The sequence below is a fragment of the Bradyrhizobium sp. Ken64 genome (assembly GCF_055807555.1).
Genome location: NZ_JBVVPA010000017.1, coordinates 132,399 through 156,680 on the forward strand (window position 1 = coordinate 132,399; position 24,282 = coordinate 156,680).

The 24,282-nt window shown below is 64.8% G+C and carries 26 protein-coding genes, 1 tRNA gene and 1 pseudogene; 18 read left to right on the plus strand and 10 right to left on the minus strand.

Translation table 11 applies throughout. The features are described 5' to 3' along the window. Positions 1-37 precede the first annotated feature (37 nt). From AC0L2F_RS25815 to AC0L2F_RS25825, 3 genes are read right to left on the minus strand one after another with little or no spacing between them, the layout of a single operon-like run. Complete coding sequence (locus AC0L2F_RS25815; RefSeq protein WP_007604623.1) at positions 38-856, minus strand: enoyl-CoA hydratase/isomerase family protein; 819 nt, start codon at positions 854-856, stop codon at positions 38-40. A gap of 15 nt (positions 857-871) precedes the next feature. Further along, a complete protein-coding gene (locus tag AC0L2F_RS25820; RefSeq protein ID WP_008133127.1) occupies positions 872-2,032 on the minus strand; it encodes an acyl-CoA dehydrogenase family protein in 1,161 nt (386 codons plus the stop codon). A 17-nt stretch (positions 2,033-2,049) separates the two neighbouring features. Continuing rightward, on the minus strand, positions 2,050-3,114 hold the full coding sequence (locus tag AC0L2F_RS25825; RefSeq protein ID WP_473250308.1) for an acyl-CoA dehydrogenase family protein: 1,065 nt from the start codon (positions 3,112-3,114) through the stop codon (positions 2,050-2,052). 235 nt (positions 3,115-3,349) lie between these two features. Here AC0L2F_RS25825 and AC0L2F_RS25830 point away from each other — a divergent pair, with 235 nt between their 5' ends. Further along, positions 3,350-4,135: an SDR family NAD(P)-dependent oxidoreductase gene (locus tag AC0L2F_RS25830; RefSeq protein ID WP_007604627.1), complete on the plus strand. Its 786-nt coding sequence runs from the start codon at positions 3,350-3,352 to the stop codon at positions 4,133-4,135. Between the two features lie 121 nt (positions 4,136-4,256). On the opposite strand, the gene AC0L2F_RS25835 is transcribed toward AC0L2F_RS25830, so the two are convergent. Together AC0L2F_RS25835 and AC0L2F_RS25840 are read right to left on the minus strand one after the other, a co-directional pair. Next, positions 4,257-4,529, minus strand: coding sequence for a GlsB/YeaQ/YmgE family stress response membrane protein (locus tag AC0L2F_RS25835; protein WP_080586664.1), 273 nt, complete (start codon positions 4,527-4,529; stop codon positions 4,257-4,259). Between the two features lie 32 nt (positions 4,530-4,561). After that, entirely contained in the window at positions 4,562-5,143 is a 582-nt protein-coding gene (locus tag AC0L2F_RS25840) for a YidB family protein (protein WP_473250310.1), read from the minus strand. Positions 5,144-5,301: 158 nt separating this feature from the next. On the opposite strand from AC0L2F_RS25840, the gene AC0L2F_RS25845 reads away from it, so the two are divergent. Then, positions 5,302-6,303: a 2-dehydropantoate 2-reductase gene (locus AC0L2F_RS25845; RefSeq protein ID WP_473250311.1), complete on the plus strand. Its 1,002-nt coding sequence runs from the start codon at positions 5,302-5,304 to the stop codon at positions 6,301-6,303. A gap of 36 nt (positions 6,304-6,339) precedes the next feature. Beyond that, complete coding sequence (locus AC0L2F_RS25850; RefSeq protein ID WP_007604631.1) at positions 6,340-6,555, plus strand: hypothetical protein; 216 nt, start codon at positions 6,340-6,342, stop codon at positions 6,553-6,555. A gap of 165 nt (positions 6,556-6,720) precedes the next feature. On the opposite strand, the gene AC0L2F_RS25855 is transcribed toward AC0L2F_RS25850, so the two are convergent. Then, entirely contained in the window at positions 6,721-7,353 is a 633-nt protein-coding gene (locus AC0L2F_RS25855) for a hypothetical protein (RefSeq protein ID WP_007604633.1), read from the minus strand. 208 nt (positions 7,354-7,561) lie between these two features. On the opposite strand from AC0L2F_RS25855, the pseudogene AC0L2F_RS25860 reads away from it, so the two are divergent. From AC0L2F_RS25860 to AC0L2F_RS25890, 7 genes and pseudogenes are all read left to right on the plus strand, one after another. After that, positions 7,562-7,816, plus strand: a pseudogene (locus tag AC0L2F_RS25860) (AMP-binding protein); the annotation flags it as partial. A gap of 157 nt (positions 7,817-7,973) precedes the next feature. Continuing rightward, entirely contained in the window at positions 7,974-8,612 is a 639-nt protein-coding gene (locus AC0L2F_RS25865) for an RraA family protein (RefSeq protein WP_063992503.1), read from the plus strand. Positions 8,613-8,749: 137 nt separating this feature from the next. Then, on the plus strand, positions 8,750-9,673 hold the full coding sequence (locus AC0L2F_RS25870; RefSeq protein WP_473250312.1) for a hypothetical protein: 924 nt from the start codon (positions 8,750-8,752) through the stop codon (positions 9,671-9,673). Between the two features lie 19 nt (positions 9,674-9,692). Further along, entirely contained in the window at positions 9,693-10,064 is a 372-nt protein-coding gene (locus AC0L2F_RS25875; protein ID WP_007604636.1) for a dimethylsulfonioproprionate lyase family protein, read from the plus strand. Positions 10,065-10,111: 47 nt separating this feature from the next. After that, positions 10,112-11,068 (plus strand): tripartite tricarboxylate transporter substrate-binding protein, encoded by a 957-nt coding sequence (locus AC0L2F_RS25880; protein WP_473250313.1) that lies wholly within the window; start codon positions 10,112-10,114, stop codon positions 11,066-11,068. Positions 11,069-11,165: 97 nt separating this feature from the next. After that, a tRNA-Arg gene (locus AC0L2F_RS25885) sits at positions 11,166-11,242 on the plus strand. 126 nt (positions 11,243-11,368) lie between these two features. Continuing rightward, positions 11,369-12,508: an amidohydrolase/deacetylase family metallohydrolase gene (locus tag AC0L2F_RS25890; protein WP_473250314.1), complete on the plus strand. Its 1,140-nt coding sequence runs from the start codon at positions 11,369-11,371 to the stop codon at positions 12,506-12,508. Positions 12,509-12,548: 40 nt separating this feature from the next. Here the strand turns inward: AC0L2F_RS25890 and AC0L2F_RS25895 are convergent, their stop codons facing one another. Continuing rightward, a complete protein-coding gene (locus AC0L2F_RS25895; RefSeq protein ID WP_473250341.1) occupies positions 12,549-13,694 on the minus strand; it encodes an acyl-CoA dehydrogenase family protein in 1,146 nt (381 codons plus the stop codon). Between the two features lie 126 nt (positions 13,695-13,820). Between AC0L2F_RS25895 and AC0L2F_RS25900 the strand changes: the two genes are divergently transcribed. Beyond that, entirely contained in the window at positions 13,821-14,498 is a 678-nt protein-coding gene (locus tag AC0L2F_RS25900; RefSeq protein WP_473250315.1) for an alpha/beta hydrolase family protein, read from the plus strand. Positions 14,499-14,502: 4 nt separating this feature from the next. Here AC0L2F_RS25900 and AC0L2F_RS25905 read toward each other — a convergent pair whose 3' ends face one another. Further along, positions 14,503-15,477 carry a ketopantoate reductase family protein gene (locus AC0L2F_RS25905; RefSeq protein WP_473250316.1) on the minus strand — a complete coding sequence of 325 codons (975 nt, stop codon included), beginning with the start codon at positions 15,475-15,477 and terminating at the stop codon, positions 14,503-14,505. A gap of 153 nt (positions 15,478-15,630) precedes the next feature. On the opposite strand from AC0L2F_RS25905, the gene AC0L2F_RS25910 reads away from it, so the two are divergent. Further along, complete coding sequence (locus tag AC0L2F_RS25910; RefSeq protein WP_007604643.1) at positions 15,631-16,434, plus strand: enoyl-CoA hydratase-related protein; 804 nt, start codon at positions 15,631-15,633, stop codon at positions 16,432-16,434. Positions 16,435-16,552: 118 nt separating this feature from the next. On the opposite strand, the gene AC0L2F_RS25915 is transcribed toward AC0L2F_RS25910, so the two are convergent. Continuing rightward, positions 16,553-17,437, minus strand: a complete 885-nt coding sequence (locus AC0L2F_RS25915) for a LysR family transcriptional regulator (protein ID WP_473250317.1) — start codon at positions 17,435-17,437, stop codon at positions 16,553-16,555. Between the two features lie 113 nt (positions 17,438-17,550). Here AC0L2F_RS25915 and AC0L2F_RS25920 point away from each other — a divergent pair, with 113 nt between their 5' ends. The 4 genes from AC0L2F_RS25920 to AC0L2F_RS25935 all read left to right on the plus strand — a co-directional run bounded on the left by AC0L2F_RS25920 (position 17,551) and on the right by AC0L2F_RS25935 (position 21,674). Further along, positions 17,551-18,915: an FAD-dependent oxidoreductase gene (locus AC0L2F_RS25920; protein ID WP_473250318.1), complete on the plus strand. Its 1,365-nt coding sequence runs from the start codon at positions 17,551-17,553 to the stop codon at positions 18,913-18,915. Between the two features lie 33 nt (positions 18,916-18,948). Further along, positions 18,949-19,953 carry an ABC transporter substrate-binding protein gene (locus AC0L2F_RS25925; protein WP_473250319.1) on the plus strand — a complete coding sequence of 335 codons (1,005 nt, stop codon included), beginning with the start codon at positions 18,949-18,951 and terminating at the stop codon, positions 19,951-19,953. A 130-nt stretch (positions 19,954-20,083) separates the two neighbouring features. Further along, a complete protein-coding gene (locus tag AC0L2F_RS25930; RefSeq protein WP_473250320.1) occupies positions 20,084-20,857 on the plus strand; it encodes an ABC transporter ATP-binding protein in 774 nt (257 codons plus the stop codon). After that, positions 20,850-21,674 carry an ABC transporter permease gene (locus AC0L2F_RS25935; protein ID WP_473250321.1) on the plus strand — a complete coding sequence of 275 codons (825 nt, stop codon included), beginning with the start codon at positions 20,850-20,852 and terminating at the stop codon, positions 21,672-21,674. Before AC0L2F_RS25930 ends, AC0L2F_RS25935 begins: the two co-directional genes overlap by 8 nt. A gap of 217 nt (positions 21,675-21,891) precedes the next feature. Here AC0L2F_RS25935 and gtdA read toward each other — a convergent pair whose 3' ends face one another. Then, on the minus strand, positions 21,892-22,932 hold the full coding sequence (gene gtdA / locus AC0L2F_RS25940; RefSeq protein WP_473250322.1) for a gentisate 1,2-dioxygenase: 1,041 nt from the start codon (positions 22,930-22,932) through the stop codon (positions 21,892-21,894). 180 nt (positions 22,933-23,112) lie between these two features. Here gtdA and maiA point away from each other — a divergent pair, with 180 nt between their 5' ends. Together maiA and AC0L2F_RS25950 are read left to right on the plus strand one after the other, a co-directional pair. Beyond that, the gene (gene maiA / locus AC0L2F_RS25945; protein WP_473250323.1) at positions 23,113-23,745 is read left to right on the plus strand and encodes a maleylacetoacetate isomerase; all 633 of its coding nucleotides are present in this window, start codon (positions 23,113-23,115) and stop codon (positions 23,743-23,745) included. Continuing rightward, complete coding sequence (locus tag AC0L2F_RS25950) at positions 23,735-24,247, plus strand: MarR family winged helix-turn-helix transcriptional regulator (protein WP_473250324.1); 513 nt, start codon at positions 23,735-23,737, stop codon at positions 24,245-24,247. Before maiA ends, AC0L2F_RS25950 begins: the two co-directional genes overlap by 11 nt. Positions 24,248-24,282 lie beyond the last annotated feature (35 nt).

Here is a 24,282-nt window from a genome sequence, read left to right on the forward strand (position 1 = left end):
TGGCCACGTCGCCCCGATGCGACGCGTAAGGCGGCGGCTACCGCCCCCTAAAATTCGCCACGCGCCGTTCTTCCGTGGCCTTCACGCCTTCCTTGAAGTCTTCCGTCGCGCGCAAGCGGGTCTGCTGCTCGAGCTCGTGATTGGTCGCGGCCATCACGCGGTCGGCGAGGCCAGCGCGCATCGTGGCGCGGGTGGAGACGAGGCCGAGCGGGGAGCATTCGGCGATCTCGCCGGCGAGCTTCAGTGCCGCTGCCTTGACCTGGTCCTGCGGCACCAGTTCGTTGGCGAGGCCCCATTTGAAGGCCTCTTCGCCGGTGACGCGGCGGCTGGTGTAGAACATCAGCTCGGCGTTGTTCTTGCCGATCAGCTCGGGCAGCGTCACGGTCAGGCCGAAGCCGGGATGGAAGCCGAGCTTGGTAAAGTTCGCGGAGAAGCGCGCTTCGGGGCAGGTGACCCGGAAGTCCGCCGAGACCGCGAGGCCCAATCCGCCGCCGATGGCGGCGCCCTGCACGGCCGCGACGATCGGCTTCTTGGCGCGGAAGATGCGCACGGCCTGGATGTAGAGGTGATTGATCGCCCCGAGGCTGTCGGCCGGATCGCCCTTGGCCGTCTTATCGGCTTCGCGCGCCTCTTGGGCCTGTCGTGCCGGATCCTGGAAATTGGCGCCGGCGCAAAACGCCTTGCCCTGCGCCGACAGCACCGAGGCGCGAATCTCGATGTCGCGATCAAACTCATCGAGCGCGTCCGCGATCTGGTTGATCAGCGATATGTCGAAGAAGTTGAGCGGCGGGCGGCGGATTTCGATGGTGCCGACGTGACCAACTTTCTCGACGCCGATATCTTTGTAAGTGCTCATGATGTCCTCGAATGATTAGCGCAAGCCAAGCCCGCGGGCGATGATGCCGCGCAGCACCTCGGTGGTACCGCCCTGGATGGTGAGTTTCGGCGCGGTCTTGATGGCGAAGTCGAGCTGCCGCTCCAGCGTCTCGCGGTTGGTCGCGGTCTCCTCGACGAAGGCGGCGAGATCGCGGACGCGGTGCGGAAGCTGCTGCTCCCACACCGTGCCGATGTCCTTGACGATGGAGGCTTCGACGACGGGCTCCTTGCCGGCCTGCAGCATGCCCGCGACCGAGACCGACATGCGCCGCATGGTGTGGAGCTGCGCCACCAGCCGGCCGATGCCTTCGGCGCTGCGCGTGTCCGGGTTTGGGCCGACCGCGCGAACCAGCTCGGTCAGCACGTAATAGGTCTCCAGGAAACGCTCGGGGCCCGAACGCTCATAAGCGAGCTCGCTGGTCGCCTGCTTCCAGGCGCCATCGACTTCACCGAGCACATGATCGTCGGGCACGAAGAAGTCGGTGAAGACGACCTCGTTGAACTCGTACTGGCCGGTGATCTGGCCGATCGGGTTCACCTGGATTCCCGGCTGCTTCATCTTGACCAGGAACTGCGTCAGGCCGTGACGGCGGTTCTCCTTGGTCGGCTGCGACGTCCGGAAGATCGCGATCATGTAGTCGGCGATGTGGGCCGACGAGGTCCAGATCTTGGTGCCGTTGATGAGATAGCCGCCGTCGGTCTTGGTCGCGCGCGTCTTCGCGGCGAACAGGTCCGAGCCGGAGTTCGGCTCGCTCATGCCGATCGCAAAGCAGATCTCGCCGCGGCAAATGCGCGGCAGGATGTCCATCTTGATGTGCTCGGGCGCGTACTTGATCAGCACCGGCCCGCTCTGGCGGTCGGCGACGAAGAACCGCCGCGTCGGCGCGTTGGCGACGCGCATCTCCTCGGTCACCACGTAGCGTTCGAGGAACGAGCGCTCCTGGCCGCCATACTTCTTCGGCCAGGTCATGCCGAGCCAGCCCTTGGCGCCGACCCTGCGGGAAAATTCCGGCGCGTCGGTGTCTTCGCGGTTGGGCTTGTGCGGATCGAAGGTGCCGGCGGCGATCTCTTCAGCGAGGAAGGCGCGAACCTCCTTGCGCAATTGCTCGCATTTCTCGGGCAGACGGATCGGATCGAAACGGAGGGCAGCGGTCATTGTTGTCTCGTCCCTGATCAGCGCGAAGCCACGAGCGGCCACAATTCGTCGGCGCCGCGGTTGGCAATGAGCTTGCCGAGCTCGACGGCCCAGTGGCTTTCCGAACCGAAATCGTCGCGCCAGGCCAATGCCCGCAGCGAGTAGCGGTGCAGGATGTGCTCCAGGGTGAAGCCGATCGCGCCATGGACCTGATGCGCGATAGCGCCGCCCTTTTCCGCGGCTTCCGCGCAGCGGATTTTTGCCGAGGCGGCTTCGAGGTAGACCGCGTCGTCGAACGACTTTGCGTTGGCGATGGCGTCGGCCGCGGAAGTGGCAGCCGCAAGCGCAGCGGCCGACTCGCCGGCGAGGCGGGCGAGGTTGTGCTGTACCGCCTGGAATTTGGAGATCTTCTTCTCGAAGGCGACGCGCTCGTTGGAGTAGCGCACGGAGATGTCGAGCATCGATTCCAGCGCCCCCGCGATCTGAAGGCTGCGCGCGACGCCGCCCATCAGCATCATTGTGGTCTGGTCAAAGCCCTTCGGGGCGGGCTTGATGGTGATGGGCTGCACCTTGTCGAGCGTGACGGTGTCGCTGTGGTCGTAGCCGACATTGTGTCCGTTCTCGATCCGACCCTTGCTCGCATCGACCAGTGCAATCGAAGCGCCGTCCTTGCCGTGGGCCAGCACCGCGAAGTGCTTTGCCGCCTTTGCGAAGGGCACGCCGCGGGCGCGGCCGGAGAGCGCACCGTCGGCATCGAGGGTGATACGATCCTTCGGCGACGCCGGCAGCACCGTCATCTCGCCCTCGGGGGATGCGATCTTCGCCTGCGCCAGCAGCCAGCCCGACAGCATGGTCTCGGCCAGGGGAACCGCGACTGCGAAACGGCCGGCTGCGTTCAGCAGCGCAAAGCCGTCGGCAAGGCTCGCGCCGGAGCCGCCGAGATCGTCCGGCACCCAGGCCAACGGCAGGCCGGCCTCGCTCAGCGCCTGCCACAGTGGTGCCTGCCACGAATCCTTCTTGTCGTTGTTGACGGTCTGCGGATCGGCGAGATCGGCGAAGATTTTCTCCGCGGTCTCGACGACGATATTGTCACTCTCCGCCACAGCGTTCCCCGTGTTTTGCCATTGGCGCTTCCCGCCCCGTGGGCGGACGCGCAGGTTCTTCTTGCGCCCGATGATCCGAAAAAGCCATGGCTCTGACAAGCGCTGATCGCAGGTCAACCTGCGGCGCGGGCATGGGCGACACGTTAATTCCGCTTAGCGGAGTTTGCTCGATTTGCAGGGCGCGGCAAACTCGCTAAACAGAACGTCGATATTCAACAAGGGGAAGGAAATCCGGATGGCAAAGGACAGTTTGTGCGCAATCGTGACGGGGTCCGCCTCCGGCCTGGGTGCTGCGACCGCGGAAATTCTCGCACGGAGCGGAGCGCGGCTCGTCATCAACTATTCCTCGAGCCAGAGGGAAGCGGAGGCGACCGCGGAGCTTTGCCGCAAGGCGGGCTCACCGGAAGTTCTGGTCGCGCAGGGCGACGTCTCGAAGGATGACGATTGCCGCAAGATCGTCGCGGCAGCCAGCGGCTGGGGCCGACTCGACGTGCTCGTCAACAATGCCGGCACCACCAAGCATGTCGCCCATGCCGATCTCGATGGATTGTCGGCGGAAGATTTCCAACGCCTGTACGGCGTCAATACCATCGGCCCGTTCCAGATGGTGCGCGCGGCGCGCGGCCTGCTCGAGGCCGGCGCCAAGGCCTCTGGGCGGCCGTCCGCCGTGGTCAACATCTCCTCGGTCGCCGGCATCAGCGGCGTCGGATCGTCGATTGCGTACGCTGCAAGCAAGGGCGCGCTCAACACCATGACGCTGTCGCTGTCGCGCGCGCTGGCGCCGCTGATCCGCGTCAACACGGTGTGTCCCGGCTATATCGATACGCCGTGGTTCACCAAGGGCCGCGGCGAGGCGGGCGCAAAGCAGGTGCGCGACAGCGTCGTGGCGAAGGTACCGCTGAAGGTTGCATCATCGGCGGAAGACATCGCCCAGCTCGTCTGCTTCCTGGCGATGCCGGCCTCCAGCAACATGACCGGCGAGGTCGTGCGTATGGATGCGGGGATGCATTTGGTGACGTGAGTCGCGCGGCGCCCTCTCTCCACGTCATGGCCGGGCTTGTCCCGGCCATCCACGCGCTGCTCCGCGGATAGGAGAACGTGGATGCCCGGGACAAGCCCGGTGTAGATGACGGCTTAGTGCGTCACCCCTTGATCACGCCGCTCGCCACCAGCCGGTGCCAGATGAACAGCACCACCACGGCACCAATGGTGGCCATGATGAATCCCGCGCCCTGGTCGGGACTGTAGTGCCCGATGGCCTGGCCGATGAAGGTCGCGAGAAATGCGCCGGCGATGCCGAGGATGGTGGTGAGGATGAAGCCGCTCGGATTGTTCGGTCCCGGCGCCAGCCAACGCGCGATGAGGCCGGCGATGAAGCCGACGACGATGATCCACAACAAGCCACCCATGCTCATGTCCGTGCTTCCTCGCTTTGACTAAACTAAAATCAGACTCTGCCCGCGATCTCTTGCTCGGTCGGCAGCCGTCCGTCCGGCGTCAGATGATCGACCACCTGCGGCAGATATTGGCTGAGGCCGGAGAGCAACTCGTCACGCGACAGGCCGCTCTGGGCCGACAGGCTCTCGATCTGGTCGGCGCCGAGCGCATTGGCGAGATCGCCTGGAGCGATTGCCTTGTTCTCGCCCTTGCCGACCCAGGTATTGGCAGCGTCGCCATGACCGCTCTGCTGGAGCTGGTTGAGGAGATCGCCGAGCCCACCGCTGAGCACGCTGCCGGCCGCGCCGCCCGCGAGCAGGCCGCCAAGGCCACCCTTCAACAGGTCACCGAGGCCGCCGCCAGCGCCCGCATTCACCGAAGGGGGGATATGCGTCGGCGTCGGGGCCGGGGACGGCTGCGGCGCGCTGCCGCTCTGATTGCCGCTCAAATGCTTGAATGCCTTCCAGGCGAGCAGGCCAAGCAGCGCCATGGTCATGGGCGACATGCCGCCGCTGGATGAGGATTGTGAACTCGGCGTGCTTGGCCCGCGCGGGCCGTTCTGCATGCCGTTGAGGACGTCGAGCAAACCCATGGCGTTCTCCTTTGGCGCTTTCCTGCCGGTAACAAGCCCCGCTCGAAAACATATGAGGCTGTCATGACGGTTACAAGGCGATTGCGCCGCGACTACGGGAATGGGCAGCAGTCACAGCCTCTGCTATCGAGGGCAGATCGTTAAGGGGGCAGGCAAAGGTGATGACGGATCGACCGATCGTGGTGGCCGGCGCGGGCGCCATCGGATGTTTCGTCGGCGGCACTCTGGCGGCCGGCGGCCGCCGCGTCGCGCTCCTGGTGCGGCCGCGGGTGAAGTCCGAGATCGAGCGGTTCGGCTTGCTTCTGACCGATTTCGACGGCTCGCAGAAGAAGCTCGGCGCGGGCCGACTCGCGCTGTCGGAAGATCCCGCGATCTTGCACAGCGCCGGCATCGTGCTGGTCACGGTGAAGAGCGCCGACACGGCCGGTGTCGCGGACCAGATCGCGCAGCATGCGCCGCAAGACGCCGTCATCGTCTCGCTGCAAAACGGCGTCGGCAATGTCGCCATGCTGCGCGAGCGCCTCGGCGACCGCCGCGTGCTCGCCGGCATGGTGCCTTTCAACGTGGTCGGGATGGGCGAGGGCCGCTTCCACCGCTCGACCTCCGGCGACATTCATGTTGGCCAAGATGATACGAATACGGCCGCAGCGCTGTCGGTGCCGGGGCTCACCATGCGCGCAAGCCGCGACATCACCGGCGTGCAATGGGGCAAGCTGATCATCAATTTGAACAACGCGCTCAGCGCCTTGTCGGATATGCCGCTCGCCGCGCAATTGGCGAACCGCGAATGGCGAAGGCTGTTCGCCGATCAGACGGCGGAGGGGCTTGCTGCGATGAGGGCCGCCGGCATCACACCGGTCTCGGCTACGCCGATCCCGTCATCCTGGACGCCCACCTTGCTGAGGCTGCCTGATCCGATTTTCAACCCGATCCTGGGAAGGACCATGAAGATCGATCCCGAGGCGCGTTCCTCGATGTGGCAGGATTTGAAGCAGGGCCGCAAGACCGAGATCGACTATCTCCAGGGCGCGATCATCGCGCTCGCCGAGCAGAACAATGTTGACGTGCCGCTGTCGCGCCGCATTGTTGCGCTGATCCAGGAGGCCGAGAGCGCGGGCCAGGGTCCGCCGCGGCTGTCGCCGCAGCAGATCCGCGGGTAACGCATGAGTGCAGGCTGCACGACGGGAGGAGCAACGATGAAGCGTCGCCTGATGATCGGATTCGCGCTGGCCGTGGTCTGCGCCGCGTCCTCGGTCGCGGAGGCCCGGCCGCCGACGGTCATGAACTCTCCCGGTTATGACAGGCGATTGCAGGAGAGCAGGTCGCAGTTGGGTAATTCACCGACAACAACGGCACCGGTGAATGCGCCGGTAGCTCAACCGAAGCGCAGTAAGAAGAAGCACACGAACTGAGGCCGCATCCTCAGCCGTCGTCCTGGCGAAGGCCAGGACCCATACCGCGGAATCGATCAATAGTGAGCGGTCGGAGTACCGAACTACAAGTCTGCCGCCGAACTACCTCTTGGGATAATGGGTCCTGGCTTTCGCCAGGACGACGGCGGGGCTTGTGGGCGCAGCTCAGCCCTTCTTCGCGGGCTTGCTCGGCGTCGGGCTGAACAGCTTCTTGATATCGTTCAATCCATCCGACAGCCGCGGCCATTCGCAGGAGAACGAGCCCTTGGTGCAGGGTGCGCCCTTCGGCCGCGGCCGCGCGTCGCCGATGGTGGCCTGCTGGACTTTCGGCCGCTCGACCGGCACGGGCACGCGCTCCACGTCGGTGCGCAATGCGATCCGCTGGAGCTGCTGCAGCTGTTGTTCCTGCTGCTCGCGCTGCTGGCGCGCGGTGGCTTGCGCGGCTTCATTGCTGCGGCGCTGATTGGCGAGATAGGCGGTGTAGGATTCGTCGATCTTCTTCTGCTCCTCCGGCGTCGGATTGGGGCCGGCGATGTCGAAGGTGCGGTCCTGGAGGAAATCGTAATAGGAATAGCCGCCGCCTGCCTTGCGCCGGCCGGCGAATTTGGCGTTGCAGTCGGCAAGCGCAGCCGTCTTCTCGGACTTGGTCGTGGCTTTTTCGGCGGCGTCGGCACAGGTCTCGAAGTCAACAGGCGCGCGCTTCCACCATTGTGCCTGGGCATGCGACGGCGCCAGCAGGAAAAATCCTGCTGCGACAACGACAAGCGCCGCACGACGCGATGCAACTACGTCCGACATTCTACGAGAGCATTCCTTGCAAAACTCAACCCGAACTGAGTCGGGCTGATTTTTGCCCCTTTATGGCCTGCTTGTCACCCATGGAACCGGGGAATTTCATGGCTGCGATGCTGACATTTTTTGCTTGACGTGGCGCAGGAGTCACAGCGTCACTTCATCCTGCGCTCGCCTCATCGGCGACGCCAAGAAAACGAAGTGGAAACGCCTGATGCTGCTGCCCCTGTCCGACGTGCCGCGCTGGTACGCGGCGCGCAAACCTCAAGGCACGATGGCCGTCCGTCACGGGCAGGATACGCTGACATGGGATGCGCTCGAGCGCGGCGCCAACCGGCGCGCGCGGGCGTTCATGGCCAGGGGCGTCAAGGCCGGCGACTTTGTCGCGATCGGGTTGCCGAACGGCAATGCGTTCTTCGAGACATCGTTTGCGGTGTGGAAATGCGGAGCGACGCCGACCTCGAGATCGTCGGCGCGCCGCCGCGCGACGATTCCGGAAAAGTTCGCCGTACGCTGTTGCGCGATGAGCGCGCGGCGTGAATGAAGGAGGGGCGCGCCTTCCGGATTTGGCCGGCGAAGGCAAGGGCGGACGCAGACTAAGAGAACTCACGGGAAGGACTAAGATTATGACCATCACCATCGCTGCGAACGCTGTGCCGAAGCCGCCGGCCGAGATCATCGAGGGTTTTCGCGGTGCGCCGACCTCGGTCATTTCGGACAATCTCGGCCGGCTGCCGGGCGCCGTCGGGCTCAAGCCCTTTCACCGCGGCGCCAAGCTGGTGGGCACGGCCTTCACAGTCCGCACCCGTCCCGGCGACAATCTTGCCATCCACCGCGCGCTCGAGCTGGTGGGCCCCGGCGACGTCATCGTGGTCGATGGCGGCGGCGATGAGACCCGCGCGCTGGTCGGTGAGATCATGAAGAACATCGCGCAATGGCGCAAAGCCGAAGGCTATGTCATCGACGGCGCGATCCGCGACGTTGCGGCGTTCGCGGCCGATGACTTTCCATGTTATGCCCGCGCCGTGATCCACCGCGGTCCCTACAAGAACGGCCCCGGCGAGATCAACGTGCCTGTTTCGATCGGCGGCAGCGTGATCTCGCCCGGCGACATCGTCGTTGGCGACGAGGACGGCGTGGTGTCGTTTGCCGCCGCCGGTGCCGCGGCTCTGCTGGACGCCGTGCGCGCCCAGGTCGCGCGCGAAGAGGAGACGCTGAAGGCGATCCGCGAGGGCCGTTATCAGGGCTCGTATGGCAAATCCTGACCAACGCGAGGCTTAAGTCAAAGCAATGGTCGAATCGATCGTACGTCGACGTTGGCCATTGCCTCTTTCGAAAGTGATTTCACAACTTTGTCTCGGTCGGACTTGCTTCGTGCTTTTTGCTGCTGGGGATACTTCGAGTGACGAGGAATTACGCGATCGTCCTGCCTAGCTTCTTCGTTCTGTTGGTCTCTGGAAGCAACGAGGTTGGTTCGCAGAACATGCCGCCTTTTGGCCCCGGCCGCGGGGCAGCGCCCATTTTCAATCGCGATCGCGTCGCTGAGGATCATCTGGCAGTCAAGGCCGCTTCGACCGATACAGGGCGGCGACTAACTGAAGGGGTTTACGCAAAAGCCAACGGTCTCCCTCCAGGTGAGGTGGAAAAGCGCTTTGCGGCAAGTGGAGTCCTGCGATGTCCTCGTGGAGATAGCAGCGCTCAAGTGACTGGTGCGCGGGACGTGATTACCACGGCGGCTCACGCGTTTCGGGACCTTTGCAAGCCGCATACGTCACCTGACAAGTGTATCTTCGAGTACTATCTCGGAGCCGAGAGGCGTACCATTCCTCTGTCAGCGACCCTGTGGATGGGCACATGCGTTGAGAGTGCGCCCAAGGCGATTGTCAGCGATTGGGCAGTCGCAAAGCTCGAGTCTGCCGCGGAAGTGACGCCTTACGAGATCAATGAACGGACTGAAATTGTGGTCGAGTTGGAGCGTGTCCTGGCGGTTGTCGGTTACGACATCGAAGCCACGGGAAAGAGGGACAGGTACGGCCCCTTCAACAAGACGATTCAGGAGTGCCAGATACGCGACGTAAGGGACTGGTCGATATTCGAAACGAGCTGCGAGTTCACAGTAGGGGCATCAGGTAGCGCTTTGTTTCGTCTGTTGGACGGTCGAATGACTCTGTTCGGCGTCCTTAATGGAGACTATCACGACAAGGAATATTGCCCACGAGGCAGCTGCGAATTCAAGAGCCGGCATTGGTCGAGCGTGTATGTTACCGTGAAGGGTGAGTTCAAAGATCGCCTTCTGGCCGCCGTGAGCCAGTCTGCTGCAAAATAAAGCGTAAAGGGAGGATGGCGTGAGCCAGAAGGACGAATTCCACAATCTCGACGATACCGCCGACGGGCTGTTTCGCGAGCTCGCGGCAGGGGTGACCACGCGCATCTTCTCCGGCGAGCAGGCGATGCTGTCGGTGGTGACGCTGGCACCGCATGCGCAAGGCACGCTGCACCATCATCCCGAGGAGCAATGGGGTGTGCTGCTCGACGGCTCCGCCATCCGAGTCCAGGGCAGTGAGGAGATTGCCGTGAAGAAGGGCGACTTCTGGCGCACGCCGGGTAATGTGCCGCACACCATGCGCGCCGGCCCCGACGGCGCCCGCGTGCTGGACATTTTCAGTCCGCCGCGGCCAGAATACAGAAAAGCGGGATCCGGTTTCGGGACGACTTAAAGCGCCAAGAGCAAAAGCCGGGCGCAAGAAAACAGGGGAGGGATAACATGACGATCACACGACGCGCGCTGCTCGCGGCGCCGGCTATTCTCGCGATGACGCCGGCGTTGGGCCAGGCTTCAAAAATCACGCTGGTGGTGCCGTTTCCGCCCGGCGGATCGACCGATGCGATGGCGCGGCTGCTCCAGAGCCATCTGCAAACCAAGCTCAACCGCATCGTCATTGTCGAGAACAAGTCGGGCGCCGCCGGCGCGCTCGGCGCGGCGCAGGTCGCCAAGAGCCCGCCGGACGGCTCGACGTTCCTGGTCACCTTCGATTCCCACGCGGTGATCCCCTCCATCCTCGACAAGCCGCCCGTCGATGTCGAGCGCGAACTGATGCCGGTGTTGCTGGTCGGCACCGCGCCTTACGTGATCGCCGCCGGTGCGGGCCGTCCCTACAAGAGCTTTTCCGACGTGGTGGCGGCCTGCAAGGCGACGCCCGGCGCGGTGAAATATGCCTCCGTCGGCATCGGCACGCTCGGCCATCTCGCCATGACCGTGCTCGGCAACAAGGCCGGCGTCGAGATCACGCACGTGCCCTATCGCGGCGGCGGCCCTGCGATGAACGACGTGCTCGGCGGCCATGTCGACCTGATCGCGGGATCGGCGGCGCTGGTCGCAGCCCAGCTCGGCACCAACATGCTGCGTCCGATCCTGCAGCTCGGCCGCGAGCGGCTGCCCGGCCTGCCGGATACGCCGACCGCGATCGAGGCCGGCTTCCCGGATTTCGAGACGCTGGCCTGGTGGGGCATCTTCGCGCCCACCGGCACGCCGCCGGACATCGTCGCAGCCCTCGCAACGGCGTCCAAGGAGATCCTGAGCGAGCCCGCGACCACCGCCCAGCTCAAGGACACCCAGCAGATGACGCTGCTGCTCGAGGACGGCCCCGCCTTCAAGACCTTCTTCGACAAGCAGGTCGCCATTTGGGGCAAGGTGGTGAAGGACAACAATATCAGGGCGTGAGATGACCGGCAGCCCTCCGCATTGAGCAACGCGGAGGGCTTCCGATCCCGCCTCCGCTTTGATAAGAAGCCCCGGTAACCCGCTCTGCGGGTTCCGCGGTCCCGTAGCTCAGCCGGATAGAGCGACGGTTTCCTAAACCGTAGGTCGGAAGTTCGAGTCTTCCCGGGATCGCCAGAATTTCAGTGAGCAATCGTCGCGTTTGCCACGCTCGTCGGCGCAAAAATTGCTAGAAGCGCGAAGCTTCCTTCCTGGCCCCGGCTGATTGCCGGCCCCGCCTAGCTGCCATATCCGGAGACGACAATGCCCTTCGACTTGATCCTGCGCGGCGGCCGTGTGGTCGACCCGTCCCAGAAGCTCGATGCCGTGACGGATGTCGCCTTTGCCGGCGGCAAGGTCGCTGCGATCGGCACCGGGCTCAAGGCCGATCCGGGCACCGACGTGCGCGACGTGTCACGCTACATCGTGACGCCGGGGCTGATCGATCTCCACACCCATGTCTATTGGGGAGGTACGTCGCTCGGCATCGATGCCGAGGAGTTCTGCCGGCTGTCCGGCGTCACCACCGCGGTCGACACCGGCAGCGCGGGGCCCGGCAATTTCGCCGGATTCCGCAAGCATGTGATCGAGCCGAGCCAGGTCCGCATTCTCGCTTATCTTCACGTGTCGCATGCCGGCATTTTCGGCTTCTCGCACCGGATCATGGTCGGCGAGAGCGAGGAGCTGCGGCTGATGAATCCGATCGAGGCGGCCAAGGTGGCCGACGCCAACCGCGACCTCATCGTCGGCATCAAGGTGCGGGTGGGCTTGCACTCCTCGGGCACGTCGGGCGTCGTGCCGCTCGACATCGCGCTCGAGGTCGCGAACGAGGTCGGCATGCCCCTGATGGCGCATATCGACCATCCGCCGCCGAGCTACGAGGAGGTGCTGGCGCGCCTGCGCCCCGGCGACGTGCTCACCCACGCGTTCCGGCCCTTCCCCAACACGCCTGCGACCGCGCAGGGCACGGTGAAGCGGGCGGTGCTCGACGCCCGCGAGCGCGGCGTGCTGTTCGACATCGGCCACGGCAAGGGCTCGTTCGCGTTCAAGACCGCGCGCGCCATGCTCGCCAACGGCTTCTATCCGGACACCATCTCGTCCGACATTCATCAACTCTGCATCGACGGCCCGGCTTTCGATCAGGTGACGACCCTGTCGAAATTCCTGTGCATGGGCATGCCGCTGTCCGACGTCATCGCAACCTCGACCATCAACGCGGCGATGGCGCTGCGGCGCCCCGAGCTCGGCAGCCTCAAGCCGGGCAGCGTCGGCGACGCCACGCTGATCTCGGTGAGGGAAGGCCAGTTCGACTATGAGGACGTCGTCGGCGAGCACCTGATCGGTGACCGCAAGATCGTCTCCGAGGGCGTCGTCATCGGCGGCCGCTGGTGGCATCCGAACTGAGCGGCGGGCCGCTCACGCCGACCTGATTACAGCGACTTGATTACAACGACCTCGCGATCAACAGCTTCATGATCTCGTTGGTGCCGCCATAGATCTTCTGGATGCGGGAATCGATGAAGATGCGCGAGATCGGATATTCCTGCATGTAGCCGTAGCCGCCGAACAGCTGGAGGCATTCGTCGGCGGTCTCGACCTGCTTCTCCGAGCACCAGTATTTCGCCATCGACGCCGTGACGGTGTCGAGGTCCTTTGCGACCAGCCGCTCGATGCACCAGTCGACGAAGACGCGCGCGATCATCGCTTCGGTCTTGCGCTCGGCGAGCTTGAAGGCGGTGTTCTGGAAATCCATCAGCGGCTTGCCGAACGCCTTTCGTTCCTTGGTGTAGTCGACGGTGAGCTTTATCGCGCGCTCCATCGCGGCAACCGCGCCGACCGCGAGCGCGAGGCGCTCCTGCGGCAATTGCTGCATCAGTTGCACGAAGCCCTGGCCTTCCTCGCCGCCGAGCAAATTGTCCGGCGGAACCGCGACGTTGTCGAAGAACAGCTCGGACGTGTCGGAGGCATGCAGGCCGATCTTGTCGAGGTTGCGCCCGCGCTTGTAGCCGTCCGCGCCTGAGGTTTCGATCACGATCAGCGAAATGCCCTTGGCGCCGACATCGCCGGTGCGTGCGACCACGATGACGAGATCGGCGGCCTGGCCGTTGGTGATGAATGTCTTCTGTCCGTTGATGACGTAGGAATTGCCCTGCTTCCTGGCGGTGGTCTTGACGGCCTGCAAATCCGAGCCGGTGCCGGGCTCGGTCATGGCAATGGCGCCGACCATCTCGCCCGAGGCCATCTTCGGCAGCCAGCGCTTCTTCTGCTCCTCCGAGCCGTAATTGAGGATGTAGTGCGCGACGATTGCGCTGTGCACGGAGACGCCGGTCGTCAGCTCCGGCACCGTGCTTTCGAGGTCGTCGAGCACGGCGGCATCATAGGCGAAGGTGGCGCCCAGGCCGCCATATTCCTCCGGCACGCTTGCCAGCAGCGCGCCCATCTCACCGAGCCCGCGCCAGGCAAAGCGGTCGACCATCTTCTGCTCGCGCCATTTTTCGGCATGCGGGGCCAGGTCCTTGGCAAGATATTTCCGGAACTGGTCGCGGAAGATTTCGAGCTCTTCGGTCATCCAGGAGGAGCGGTAGGACATGGTCACCTCGGTCAATGCGGCGTTCCGGCTTGGTAGGCCAGCCTTTGGCGGCAATTATTGTGTTTTCAGCCTGCGCCGGTGACGCTACCAAGGCGGCCGGAGCAGCGTCTGTCGGGATGGTTGATTGTGGCTGTCAAAACTCAAGAGCTCAAGCTCGACATCGCGCGCATCGGCACGGTCTCCACGATCCTGACTCAGCCGGATGATGCGCGCGCCTGTTACGTGCTGGCGCATGGTGCGGGTGCGGGGATGCAGCATGCATCGATGGACCAGATTGCGGAGGGTCTCGCTGCTCGCGGCATCGCGACCTTCCGCTTCAATTTTCCCTACATGGAAAACAAGCAGGCCCGTCCCGACCAGCCGGCTGTCGCCCACGCCACGATCCGCGCGGCCGTCGAGGAAGCCGCGCGGCTCTGCCCCGGTGTGATGCTCGTTGCGGGCGGAAAATCGTTCGGCGGGCGCATGACGTCGCAGGCGCAGTCGAAGACTCCGCTGCCTGATGTCAAAGGGCTCGCCTTCCTCGGTTTTCCCCTGCACGCCGACAAGAAGCCGTCGACGGAGCGCGCCGAGCACCTCGCCCGTGTCGAGATCCCGATGCTGTTCCTGCAAGGCACCCGCGACGGGCTCGCCGATCTCGGCCTCCTCAAGCCGGTCATCGCCGCTCTTGCACCGAAGGCGACGCTGCACGAGGTCGCAGGCGGCGATCACTCCTTCGCGGTGCTAAAAAGGTCCGGCCGCAGCAATGAAGAGGCGCTTGCGGAGGTGCTCGACACGCTCTCGGCCTGGATCGACAAACTCGCCTGAAATCTCACGCCGAATAGAGCCCCTTGTCGCGCGCCTTCTGGATCGCGAGCGCGGCAATGAGATCGAGGGTCGGCGTCGACAGGCCGGCGGTGCGCGCGAAGGCTTGGGGCGCCTTCACCAGGACGTCGATCTCCATGGCGCGACCGAGCTCGTAATCCTGCAGCAGCGACGGCTTGTGGTTGGGGGCGGGGCCGCTGCGTGACACGCGCTTGACCTCGGGGATAAAGTGCTGGGCGATCTCGTTGGCCTCGTTCAGCATCCGCGGAATGACGTCCGCAAAGGCGGGGTCATCGCGCACGCCGCGCGCGGTCTGGCCGGTGAGCAGGCACAGCACCGACAAAGACATGTTGGTCAGCAGCTTTGACCAGATCGCCTCGCGGATCTCGGCGACCGGCGGCGATTCCAGCCGCGCGTCGGTGAAGACACTGCGGAGCGTCGTGATGCGCGCGCAATTGCGATCGTCGCATTCGCCGATCAGCAGGCGGTTGCGGTCCGGCGTCAGGTTCTGCACCACGCCGGGCGCGGTCACCTCGTTGGAGGAGAAGACCACGCCGCCGACGATCCGCTCCTTCGGAATGCAGGCGCGCAAGCGCCCGCCCGGGTCGAGGAAGGAAATGTCCGGCGGGGTCGGGTGTCGCGGCGGCAGGCCGATCCCGTACCACCAGGGAATGCCGTTCTGCGCGAACACGATGGCGGTGTCGTCCTGAAGCAGCGGCTTGAGGCTGGAGACCAGCCCCTGGAGCGCGGTGGCCTTGAGCGTGGAGATCACGACGTCCTGCGGGCCGAGCTGGGCCGGATCGCCTGACGCGTTCACCTTGGCGGAGACCTCGGAATCGCCGACGCGCAGCTTGAGGCCGTTGGCCCGGACTGCCTCCAGGTGCGCGCCGCGCATCACGCACGAGACCTCGTGGCCGGCGCGGGCCAGCCTGACCGCAATATGGCTGCCGACGGCGCCCGCGCCGAAAATGCAGATGCGCATGTGATGTCCGTCCCTGATCGCTTGATGCCGCCCGTGGCAGCATGACACAAGCCGCCATGCGATGGACGCGGCTGCCCTACGCTCGAAAGATATGGATCAAGGTGCGGAGCCTCGGTCATAGTGCGCGCCAAACAAACGAGCGGAGGAACACCGATGACCGACAGCCCCGTCCTGTGGACCCTGGATGCGCGTGGGGTTGCGACCGTCACGTTGAACCGGCCGGAGGTCAACAACGCCTATGACGGCGCGTTGATCGCGGGCGTGCTCGCGGCGATGGACGATCTCGGCAGCAAGCCCGACCTTCGCCTCGTGGTGCTCAAGGGCAACGGCAAGCATTTCCAGGCCGGCGCCGACCTCAAATGGATCAATGGCGTGCGGCCGCAATCGAGCGAGGCGAACGAGGCCGCGTCGCGGGCGACGTTCGAGGCCGTGCAGCGGCTCAACACGCTGCCGATTCCGACGGTGGCGCTGGTGCAGGGCGGCTGCTTCGGCGGCGGCACCGGCGTGATCGCAGCCTGCGACGTCGTGATCGCGGCGGAGAACGCCCTGTTCTCGATCACCGAAGTGCGCTGGGGCCTGACCGCGGCGATCATCATCCCGCAGCTCTGCGATGCCATCGGCGTACGGCAAGTCCGCCGCTACGCGCTGACTGGTGAACGTTTCGGCGCCGAGGACGCCCGTCGTATCGGCCTCGTCCACGAGGTGGTGCCGCTCGCCGATCTCGACGCCGCCGGCGCGAAGGTGGTCGAGCAGTTGCTTGCCAACGGACCGGAGGCGATGGCCGAGACCAAGCGGCTGGCGCTGGAGAGCTCGTTCGGCGGCATGGCGGTGGACGATGCGGCTTACAAGCGGCTCGTGCATCTGCATTCGGTCAAGCGACAGAGCGCGGAGGCGGCGGAGGGATTGGCGTCGTTTGCCGAAAAACGCGCGGCGAATTGGGCAGGTGCCAAAAGCTGAACGCGAGTAGCCCGGATGGAGCGAAGCGCAATCCGGGAACGGACTAACCGAATCTCTCGGTTGTCCTCGCGTGGCACGAACCCGGATTACGCTTGCGCTCCATCCGGGCTACGGGCCCTTACAGCGACACGGCCAGTGAAGTTTTCAGCAAAGTCAGCAGCGCCTGCACCGCAGCCGCATTGCGCCGCCGTTCAGGGATCGCAGCCTTCACCCACAATTCCGGAATCGGAAACTCGCGCAGAACCGGCTTGAGTGCGCCGTCGCGCAAGGCGTCCGCGACGAGATAGTCCGATATCAGCACGATGCCATTGCCGGCGATGGCGCTGCGCGCCAGCACGTGGCCCTCGTTGCAGGACAGCAGCGGGCTGACTTGGACGCTGATGCGGCCGCGCGGCCCGTCAAAGATCCACTCCGGCCCTGTCGGCAGAAAGCTGAGACAGCGATGCTCGACCAGATCACGCGGATGTTTCGGCGTGCCGTGTTTCTTCAAATAGGCAGGCGAGGCGCAGAGCAGCCGCTTCAGCGGGCACAGGGGCTCGTCGACGACCCCGCCAAAGGAATGCGGGAAGGCGCCGATGGCGATATCAAAGCCTTCGGTGACGGGATCGACCGGACGGTCGAACAGCACGATATCGAGCTTGAGCCGCGGGTTCTGGGTCTGGAAAGCGGTGAAGACGTCCGCAAGCCGCGCGACCGTCAGCGAGGTCGGCGCCTTGATGCGCAGGTGATCGACGAGATCATGGCCCTTCTCGCCCATGCGCGAGAGCAGGTCGGTGGCGTCGGTGACGACGGCGCGGGCGCGATGCACGTAGCGCTGGCCGGCCTCGGTCAGCCGCAACTGCCGGGTCGAGCGCTGAAACAGCGGCGTGCCGATCCGCGCCTCCAGCTGCGTGACGCGCTTGGCCACCACCGACGTCGAAACGCCGAGTTTTCGCGCAGCCGCGGAGAAGCCGGCGGCGTCGGCGGTGGCGAGGAACGCCTGCAGGTTGACGAGGATGTCCATTCCGACCTTTCGCGATTCGAGAAAGCTGATCGTCTGTTTTGGCGGATTGTAGCTCGGTTCGAGTTAATTCATAGTCGGCCAAAGCAAGAGACTTTCAGGGACAGGGACGCGCCATGCAGGCCATGACGATCGAAGAACCGGCGCGCCAGGTGCCGCTCTACGGCGAATATGAAGTCGTCGTGCTCGGCGGCGGACCGGCCGGCATCGTGGCGGCGGCCTCAAGCGCGCGCGCTGGACGGAAGACGCTCTTGATCGAGCGCTACGGGTTCCTCGGCGGCATGGGGACCGCTGCCGGCGTCACCAACTTCTGCGGCCTGCATGGCAACGTCTACGGCGAGGCCCACCGGCTGGTGCAAGGCATGGCGTCCGAGCTGCTGGCGCGGATTGATCGCTTGAACGGCCTCAACGCGCCGCATCTGATCCTCGGCAAGGTCTTCGCCCAGGCTTACGACACCGCCGCCTACAAGATCGCGGCCGACCAACTGCTCGCCAGCCACAAGGTGCACATCCTTTTCCATGCGCTCGGTGCCGGCGTCGTGATGGACGATAACAGCCGCATCGACGCGCTGATGGTCGAGACCAAGGCCGGCCGACAGGCGGTGCGATCGGAGATCTTCATCGATTGCTCCGGCGACGGCGATCTCGCGGTCTGGGCAGGCGCGCCGTTCGAATTCGGCGACGAGCACGGTCATCCGATGTACCCGTCGATGATGCTCCGTCTCAACGGCATCGATCCCGCGAAGGCGGGCGATGCCTGGCGGACCATCCCGCAATTGATGGAGCAGGCCATCGCCGCCGGCACCCACACATTCCCGCGCAAGAGCGCGATCGTGCGGCCGCAGAAGTCCGGCATTGAATGGCGGGTGAACTTCACGCAAGTGGCGCGCGAGGACGGCCATGCCATCAACGGCATCGAGCCTGACGATCTCACCCGCGGCGAGATCGAGGGCCGCAAGCAGGCGCTCGCCGCGTTCGAATTCCTGCGCACCGTGCCGGGCTTTGAAAAATCCTACATCGTCGACCTGCCGCCGCAGCTCGGCATCCGCGAAACCCGCCGCATCACGGGCGGCTATCAGCTCAGCGGCGAGGACGTGCTGGGTTGCGCCTCGTTCGAGGATTCCATCGGCGTCAATGGCTGGCCGATCGAGGCCCATGTCCCCGGCGACGTCGTCTTCACCTTCCCGCCGATCCCGGAATCGCGCGGCTATAACGAACTGCCGTACCGGATGCTGGTGCCCGAAGGCGTCGACAATCTGCTGGTCGCCGGCCGCTGCGCCTCGATGACCCATGAGGGCCAATCGGCGGCCCGGGTCTCCGGTGCCTGTTTCGTGATGGGGGAGGCGGCCGGTTCCGCCGCCGCGCTGGCGCTCTCCGGAAACCGCATTCCACGCGACATCCCCATTGATAAATTGCAAGAAACGTTGAAACAACAGGGCGCCTTCGTCGGACGGGACCAGCCCGTGCCCGAGGGCCTGTAACCGACTGCAAGATAACGACGGGGAGGAAACGAAATGACCGGGATTGTGCGGCTCGCGCTAGCTGGCCTGATGGCGATCACAGCGATGGGCGCGGCCCGAGCCGAGGACGTGCTGAAAGCCAGGATCGGCGTGCTCAGGCTATCCTCCTCCGCGCCCGTGTTCATCGCGCAGGACAAGGGCTATTTCCGCGAGGCCGGCGTCGACGTCGAGCTGAAATTCTTCGATGCGGCCCAACCGATCGCGGTGGCCACCACCTCCGGCGACATCGATTTCGGCGTGACTGCCTTCACTGCCGGCCTCTACAATCTCGCCGGCAAGGGCGTGCTGAAGGTGATCGGCGGCATGAGCCGCGAGAGGGCCGGCTATCCCCTGATCGGCTATTTCGCCAGCAACAACGCTTATGCGAGCGGTCTGAAGACGCCGAAGGACCTCGCGGGCAAGCGCGTGGCGATGACCCAGGTCGGCTCCTCCTTTCACTATTCGCTCGGGCTGCTTGCCGACAAATACGGCTTCAAGCTCGCGGACGTGAAAATCGTGCCGCTGCAATCGCTGTCGAACGCGGCGGCCGCGCTGAAGGGCGAAACCGTGGATGCCGCGCTGCTGCCGATCTCCACAGCGCGAAAACTGATGGACGACGGCGGTGCGAAGTTTCTCGGCTGGGTCGGCGATGAGACACCCTGGCAATTGGGCGCGGTGTTCGCCTCGCCGAAGACGTTGACCAACAAGGTGCTGGTGACGAAGCTGCTCGGCGTTTTGGCAAAGGCCGACCGCGAATATCACGACGTCATCCTTGCTGCGATGAAAGACGGTGTCGCGCCGATCAATGACAAGACAAAGCCGCTGCTGGAGATCATCGCCAAGTATACGAACCTTCCGGTCGAGCAGGTGGTCGGCAATTGCGCCTATATCGATGCCGACGGCAAGCTGGATGTGAAGAACGTCGACAACCAGATCAAATGGCTCCAGGAGCAGGGTTTTGCCGACAAGGGCTTTGACGCGAACGCGATCATCGCAAAGGAATTCGTGAAGGCGGATTGATGCTGCGCGCTCCTCTCCATCTCCGTCATCCCCGCGCAACGGCAAAGCCGTTGTCGCTGGAGGCGCTCGCGAAGCGAGCCTCGAAGGATGCACGGCCCGGCGTTCGCCGGGACGACACTGAGGCCATGACATGGACCTGATCGCCAACCATGTCACCCATCGTTTCGGCGAGCTCGCCGTGCTCGACGACGTCTCGTTCACCGTCAGTGCCGGCGAGGTGGTGGCGATCGTGGGGCCCTCGGGCTGCGGCAAGAGCACGTTGCTGTCGATCCTCGGTGGCCTGTTGCTGCCGACCTCCGGCGCGCCCGAGCTGCGTGGATCGCCGCCGCCGGACAGTCTCAATCCGCTCACCTTCGTGTTCCAGGATTTCGCGCTGCTGCCCTGGGCCAATGTGGAGGAGAACGTTGAATTCCCGCTGCTGCACACCCAGCTCTCGTCCGTGCAGCGCCGCGCGCTGGTCGATGACGCCTTGCGCCGCACTGGCCTGACGGATTTTCGCGCGGCCTATCCAAAGCAGCTGTCCGGCGGCATGCGCCAGCGCGTCGGCATTTCGCGCGCGCTCGCGGTCAGGCCGGCCATTCTCCTGATGGACGAGCCGTTGTCGGCGCTGGATTCGCAGACCCGCGAACTGCTGATGGAGGATTTCGTCCGGCTCCTCGCCGATGGCGGCATGGGCGCGGTCTATGTCACGCATAATCTCGAAGAGGCGGCGCGGCTTGCCGATCGCATCGTGGTGCTGTCGCGGCGTCCTGGCCGCATTCGCGAGGTCGTGAGCGTGCCGATGACGCGTACTCAGCGCGGTGACATTGCAGCCCGTGAAAAGCTGCTCGCGCTTCAGAACCAGATCTGGTCGCTGATCCGCAACGAGGCGATCGATGCCGAGCGCGAGGTCCAGCATGCTTGATCGCGCTCCGGCGGGAACATCCGCGAAGGGTGACGCGGTCCGGCGCGTCCGCTTTCGCGGCGCCGGCTTCGTGCCGGCGAGCAGCCGCTTCGGCGGCTGGATCGCGCTCGCGCTGGTCATTGCGATCTGGCAGGCGGCGGGCAGCACCGGCCTGGTCAATCCGCTGTTCCTGCCCCCGCCGTCGGCGATCGCGCGTGCGATCTACCAGCTCGCGATCTCGGGTGCGCTGTGGCAGCACCTTTCCGCGTCGCTCCTGCGCATCGGTGTCGGCTGGCTGCTCGGCACGGCGGCCGGCGTCGCTGTCGGCTTTGCCATCGGCCTGTCGCGTCTGGCGCGCAGCGTCGGCATCACCTTCATCTCGGCGCTGTTCCCGATCCCGAAGATTGCGCTGCTGCCGCTGTTGATCCTCTGGCTCGGCATCGGTGAAGAGCCGAAGATCGCGACCATCGCGCTCGGAGTGTTCTTCTCGACCGCAATCTCGGTCTATAGCGGCGTCGACGCGGTGCCGCGCAACCTCATCCGCATGGCGCAAAGCTTCAACGTGCCGTTCGCCACGATCGTGCGCAAGGTGGTGTGGCCGGGCGCGCTGCCCGCGATCCTCGCCGGCTTCCGCATCACGTCGTCGGTGGCGCTGCTGCTCGTCGTCAGCGCCGAGATGATCGGCGCGCAATACGGCATCGGCGCGTTCGTATTGCAGGCCGGCAATTTAATGCAGACGGATCAGCTGCTCGCGGGCGTGGTGATCCTGTCGGTGTTTGGGTTGATGGTGGGAAGGGTGATCAACTGGCTGGAGGTCAAATTATTGCACTGGCGGTGAGGGCTGTGGATGGAAGTGCGCCACCACCTCCGTCGTCATCCCGGCGAAGGCCGGGATCCATAACCCCAGGCGGTAGTTTGGCGGATACTCGTCGTTGTTCCTTCGTCGGTACGAATACCGTTCGTCTCGATAGGTCACGCGGTATGGGTCCCGGCCCCCGTGCGCAATTGCGCACTAGGCCGGGACGACAGCGGAGAGTGCGGCTAACATTCGCACCTCACGCGTTCCCGCGATCCTCCCGGAACAAATCCAGCTTCTGCTGCACGGGTCGATCCGAGAAGCTGAATAGCACTGCATCCATGTCCGCCTCGTGCGTGACCCATTGCCAGCTCGGCACCACGAACAAATCGCGCGGGCCCCATTCGAAGGTCGATTCCCCGATGCGGGTACGGCCGTGGCCTTCGATCGGACAGAACACCGTTGCGTCCGTCGAACGATAGCGCGCGGTCTTGAAGCCCTTGGGCAGCAACTGGATGAAAGTGCCGATGGTCGGCATCGCGAAGTCGCCGGTCTCGGGGTTGCTGAATTTCAGCTTCAGCCCGTGACATGCGTCCCACTCCTGGCTCGTGCGGGCTTTCTCCAGTGCTTCGCGCGTGTAGGCATAGGGATAACTGAAGATCGGCGACGTCTTCGAGCTCCGCTTCACGTCGACCGGCAGCAGATTGTGGCCGTAGCGCGCGAAGCTGTCGCCGGCCGGTCTCGTGATCTTCTGCTGATCCTCCTTGGAGCCTTCCGCGAAAGAGCAGTCGAAGAACTGCACAAGCGGAATGTCGAGGCCGTCGAGCCAGAACATCGGCTGGTCGGTCTCGTTGGAATGATCGTGCCAGGTCATCGACGGCGTGATGATGAAGTCGCCCGGCTCCATCGCGGTGCGCTCGCCGTCGACCGCGGTGTGGGCGCCCTTGCCTTCGAGCACGAAGCGCAGCGCCGACTGGCTGTGCCGGTGGGCGGGCGCGACGTCGCCGGGCACCACCATCTGCACGCCGGCATAGAGCGACGTGGTGATTTTCGACTGCCCGCGCAGGCCGGGATTTTCCAGCACCAGCACGCGCCGCTCGGCCTCTTTCGCCGTGATCAGCTTGCCGGCTTCGGTCATGTAGTCGCGGATGATGTCGAACTTCCACAGATGCGGCCGGCAGGCGCTCTTCGGCTCCGGCGTGATCAAATCGCTCATGACGGTCCAGAGCGCGGTGAGATTCTCGCCGTCGATCTTCTTGTAGAACGCCTCGCGTTCCGGCGTCTTGGTCACGGCTTCCATGGTGCGGCTCCCGTCGTTTTGTTGATTGACAGTATACTTACGATCTAGGTAGCGTCAATGTGACGGGTACGATCAATGTCGTCATTCCGGGGCGATGCGATAGCATCGAACCCGGAATCTCGAGGTTCCGGGTTCTCGCTTCGCGAGCCCCGGAAGACAAAAAAGTAAGGGGGGGTTCCGATGAAGCTGCACGGCTATTTCCGCTCCAGCGCCGCCTACCGGGTACGAATCGCGCTGAGCCTCAAGGGCCTCGGTGCCGAGCACCTGCCGCATCACCTTCGCAAGGGCGAGCAATGCGCGCCCGCCTATCTCGCCATCAATCCGCAGGGCCTGGTGCCCGCGCTGGAGAGCGACGCGGGCGCGGTGCTGACCCAATCGCTCGCCATCATCGAATGGCTCGACGAAACCCATCCCACCCCCCCGCTGTTGCCGAGGGATGCGTTGCAGCGCGCCAAGGTGAGGGCGTTCGCGTTGGCGATCGCCTGCGACACTCACCCCGTGCAGAATCTAAAGGTGCTGGCGCGGCTGCGCGAGCTCGGGCTGCCTGAGGAGAAGGTTCAGGACTGGGCGGCCTGGGTCAACCGCGAGGGGCTCGCGGCTTGCGAGACGCTGATCAGGGCCGAGCCGGGCCCGTTCTGCTTCGGGGATGCGCCGACGCTCGCCGATCTCTGCCTGGTGCCGCAGCTCGCCAATGCGCGCCGCTTCGGCGTCGACGTCTCCGCCTACCCGCGCCTGCTGAAGGCGGAAGCTGCGGCCAAGGCGCTGCCGGCGTTCGTCAACGCCGCGCCGGAGAAGCAGCCCGATGCCGAGTAAGCCTGCCCCTCCAATCACGATAGACGCGGTCTACGCCGCGCCGGGCTATCTGTTCCGGCGCATGCAGCAGATCGCGGTCTCGATTTTCATGGAGGAGTGCAAGGCGTTCGATCTGACGCCGGTGCAATACGCGGCGCTGATCGCGATCCACACCCATCCCGGCATCGACGCGACGCGGCTGTCCGCAGTGATCGCCTTCGACCGCTCCACGCTCGGCAGCGTGATCGAGCGGCTTCAGGCCAAGGATTTCGTCGAGCGCAGGCCGGCGCCGGAAGACAAGCGGATCAAGCTGCTCTATTTGACCAAATCAGGCGCGGCGATCCTGCGCGACATCATTCCCGCCGTCGAACGCGCCCAGATGCGGATGCTCGAGCCGCTCAAGCCGGCGGACCGCAAGGCGCTGATGGGGCTCCTGGTGCAGCTCGTCGATCTCAACAACGAGGCGTCGCGGGTGCCGCTCCGGGCGGAGGATGCGCTGGAGCATCTGGGGAAGGCGGGGTGAGGTGGCGCCTGACATTCCGGTGTCGTCCCGGCGAA

Excerpts from the sequence above, each read along its gene's own strand:
- AC0L2F_RS25815 (WP_007604623.1), bottom strand. The coding sequence starts at position 856 with ATGAGCACTTACAAAGATATCGGCGTCGAGAAAGTTGGTCACGTCGGC.
- AC0L2F_RS25820 (WP_008133127.1), bottom strand. The coding sequence starts at position 2,032 with ATGACCGCTGCCCTCCGTTTCGATCCGATCCGTCTGCCCGAGAAATGC.
- AC0L2F_RS25830 (WP_007604627.1), top strand. The coding sequence starts at position 3,350 with ATGGCAAAGGACAGTTTGTGCGCAATCGTGACGGGGTCCGCCTCCGGC.
- AC0L2F_RS25835 (WP_080586664.1), bottom strand. The coding sequence starts at position 4,529 with ATGAGCATGGGTGGCTTGTTGTGGATCATCGTCGTCGGCTTCATCGCC.
- AC0L2F_RS25840 (WP_473250310.1), bottom strand. The coding sequence starts at position 5,143 with ATGGGTTTGCTCGACGTCCTCAACGGCATGCAGAACGGCCCGCGCGGG.
- AC0L2F_RS25850 (WP_007604631.1), top strand. The coding sequence starts at position 6,340 with ATGAAGCGTCGCCTGATGATCGGATTCGCGCTGGCCGTGGTCTGCGCC.
- AC0L2F_RS25855 (WP_007604633.1), bottom strand. The coding sequence starts at position 7,353 with ATGTCGGACGTAGTTGCATCGCGTCGTGCGGCGCTTGTCGTTGTCGCA.
- AC0L2F_RS25865 (WP_063992503.1), top strand. The coding sequence starts at position 7,974 with ATGACCATCACCATCGCTGCGAACGCTGTGCCGAAGCCGCCGGCCGAG.
- AC0L2F_RS25880 (WP_473250313.1), top strand. The coding sequence starts at position 10,112 with ATGACGATCACACGACGCGCGCTGCTCGCGGCGCCGGCTATTCTCGCG.
- AC0L2F_RS25890 (WP_473250314.1), top strand. The coding sequence starts at position 11,369 with ATGCCCTTCGACTTGATCCTGCGCGGCGGCCGTGTGGTCGACCCGTCC.
- AC0L2F_RS25895 (WP_473250341.1), bottom strand. The coding sequence starts at position 13,694 with ATGTCCTACCGCTCCTCCTGGATGACCGAAGAGCTCGAAATCTTCCGC.
- AC0L2F_RS25905 (WP_473250316.1), bottom strand. The coding sequence starts at position 15,477 with ATGCGCATCTGCATTTTCGGCGCGGGCGCCGTCGGCAGCCATATTGCG.
- AC0L2F_RS25910 (WP_007604643.1), top strand. The coding sequence starts at position 15,631 with ATGACCGACAGCCCCGTCCTGTGGACCCTGGATGCGCGTGGGGTTGCG.
- AC0L2F_RS25915 (WP_473250317.1), bottom strand. The coding sequence starts at position 17,437 with ATGGACATCCTCGTCAACCTGCAGGCGTTCCTCGCCACCGCCGACGCC.
- AC0L2F_RS25920 (WP_473250318.1), top strand. The coding sequence starts at position 17,551 with ATGCAGGCCATGACGATCGAAGAACCGGCGCGCCAGGTGCCGCTCTAC.
- AC0L2F_RS25925 (WP_473250319.1), top strand. The coding sequence starts at position 18,949 with ATGACCGGGATTGTGCGGCTCGCGCTAGCTGGCCTGATGGCGATCACA.
- AC0L2F_RS25930 (WP_473250320.1), top strand. The coding sequence starts at position 20,084 with ATGGACCTGATCGCCAACCATGTCACCCATCGTTTCGGCGAGCTCGCC.
- AC0L2F_RS25935 (WP_473250321.1), top strand. The coding sequence starts at position 20,850 with ATGCTTGATCGCGCTCCGGCGGGAACATCCGCGAAGGGTGACGCGGTC.
- gtdA (WP_473250322.1), bottom strand. The coding sequence starts at position 22,932 with ATGGAAGCCGTGACCAAGACGCCGGAACGCGAGGCGTTCTACAAGAAG.
- maiA (WP_473250323.1), top strand. The coding sequence starts at position 23,113 with ATGAAGCTGCACGGCTATTTCCGCTCCAGCGCCGCCTACCGGGTACGA.
- AC0L2F_RS25950 (WP_473250324.1), top strand. The coding sequence starts at position 23,735 with ATGCCGAGTAAGCCTGCCCCTCCAATCACGATAGACGCGGTCTACGCC.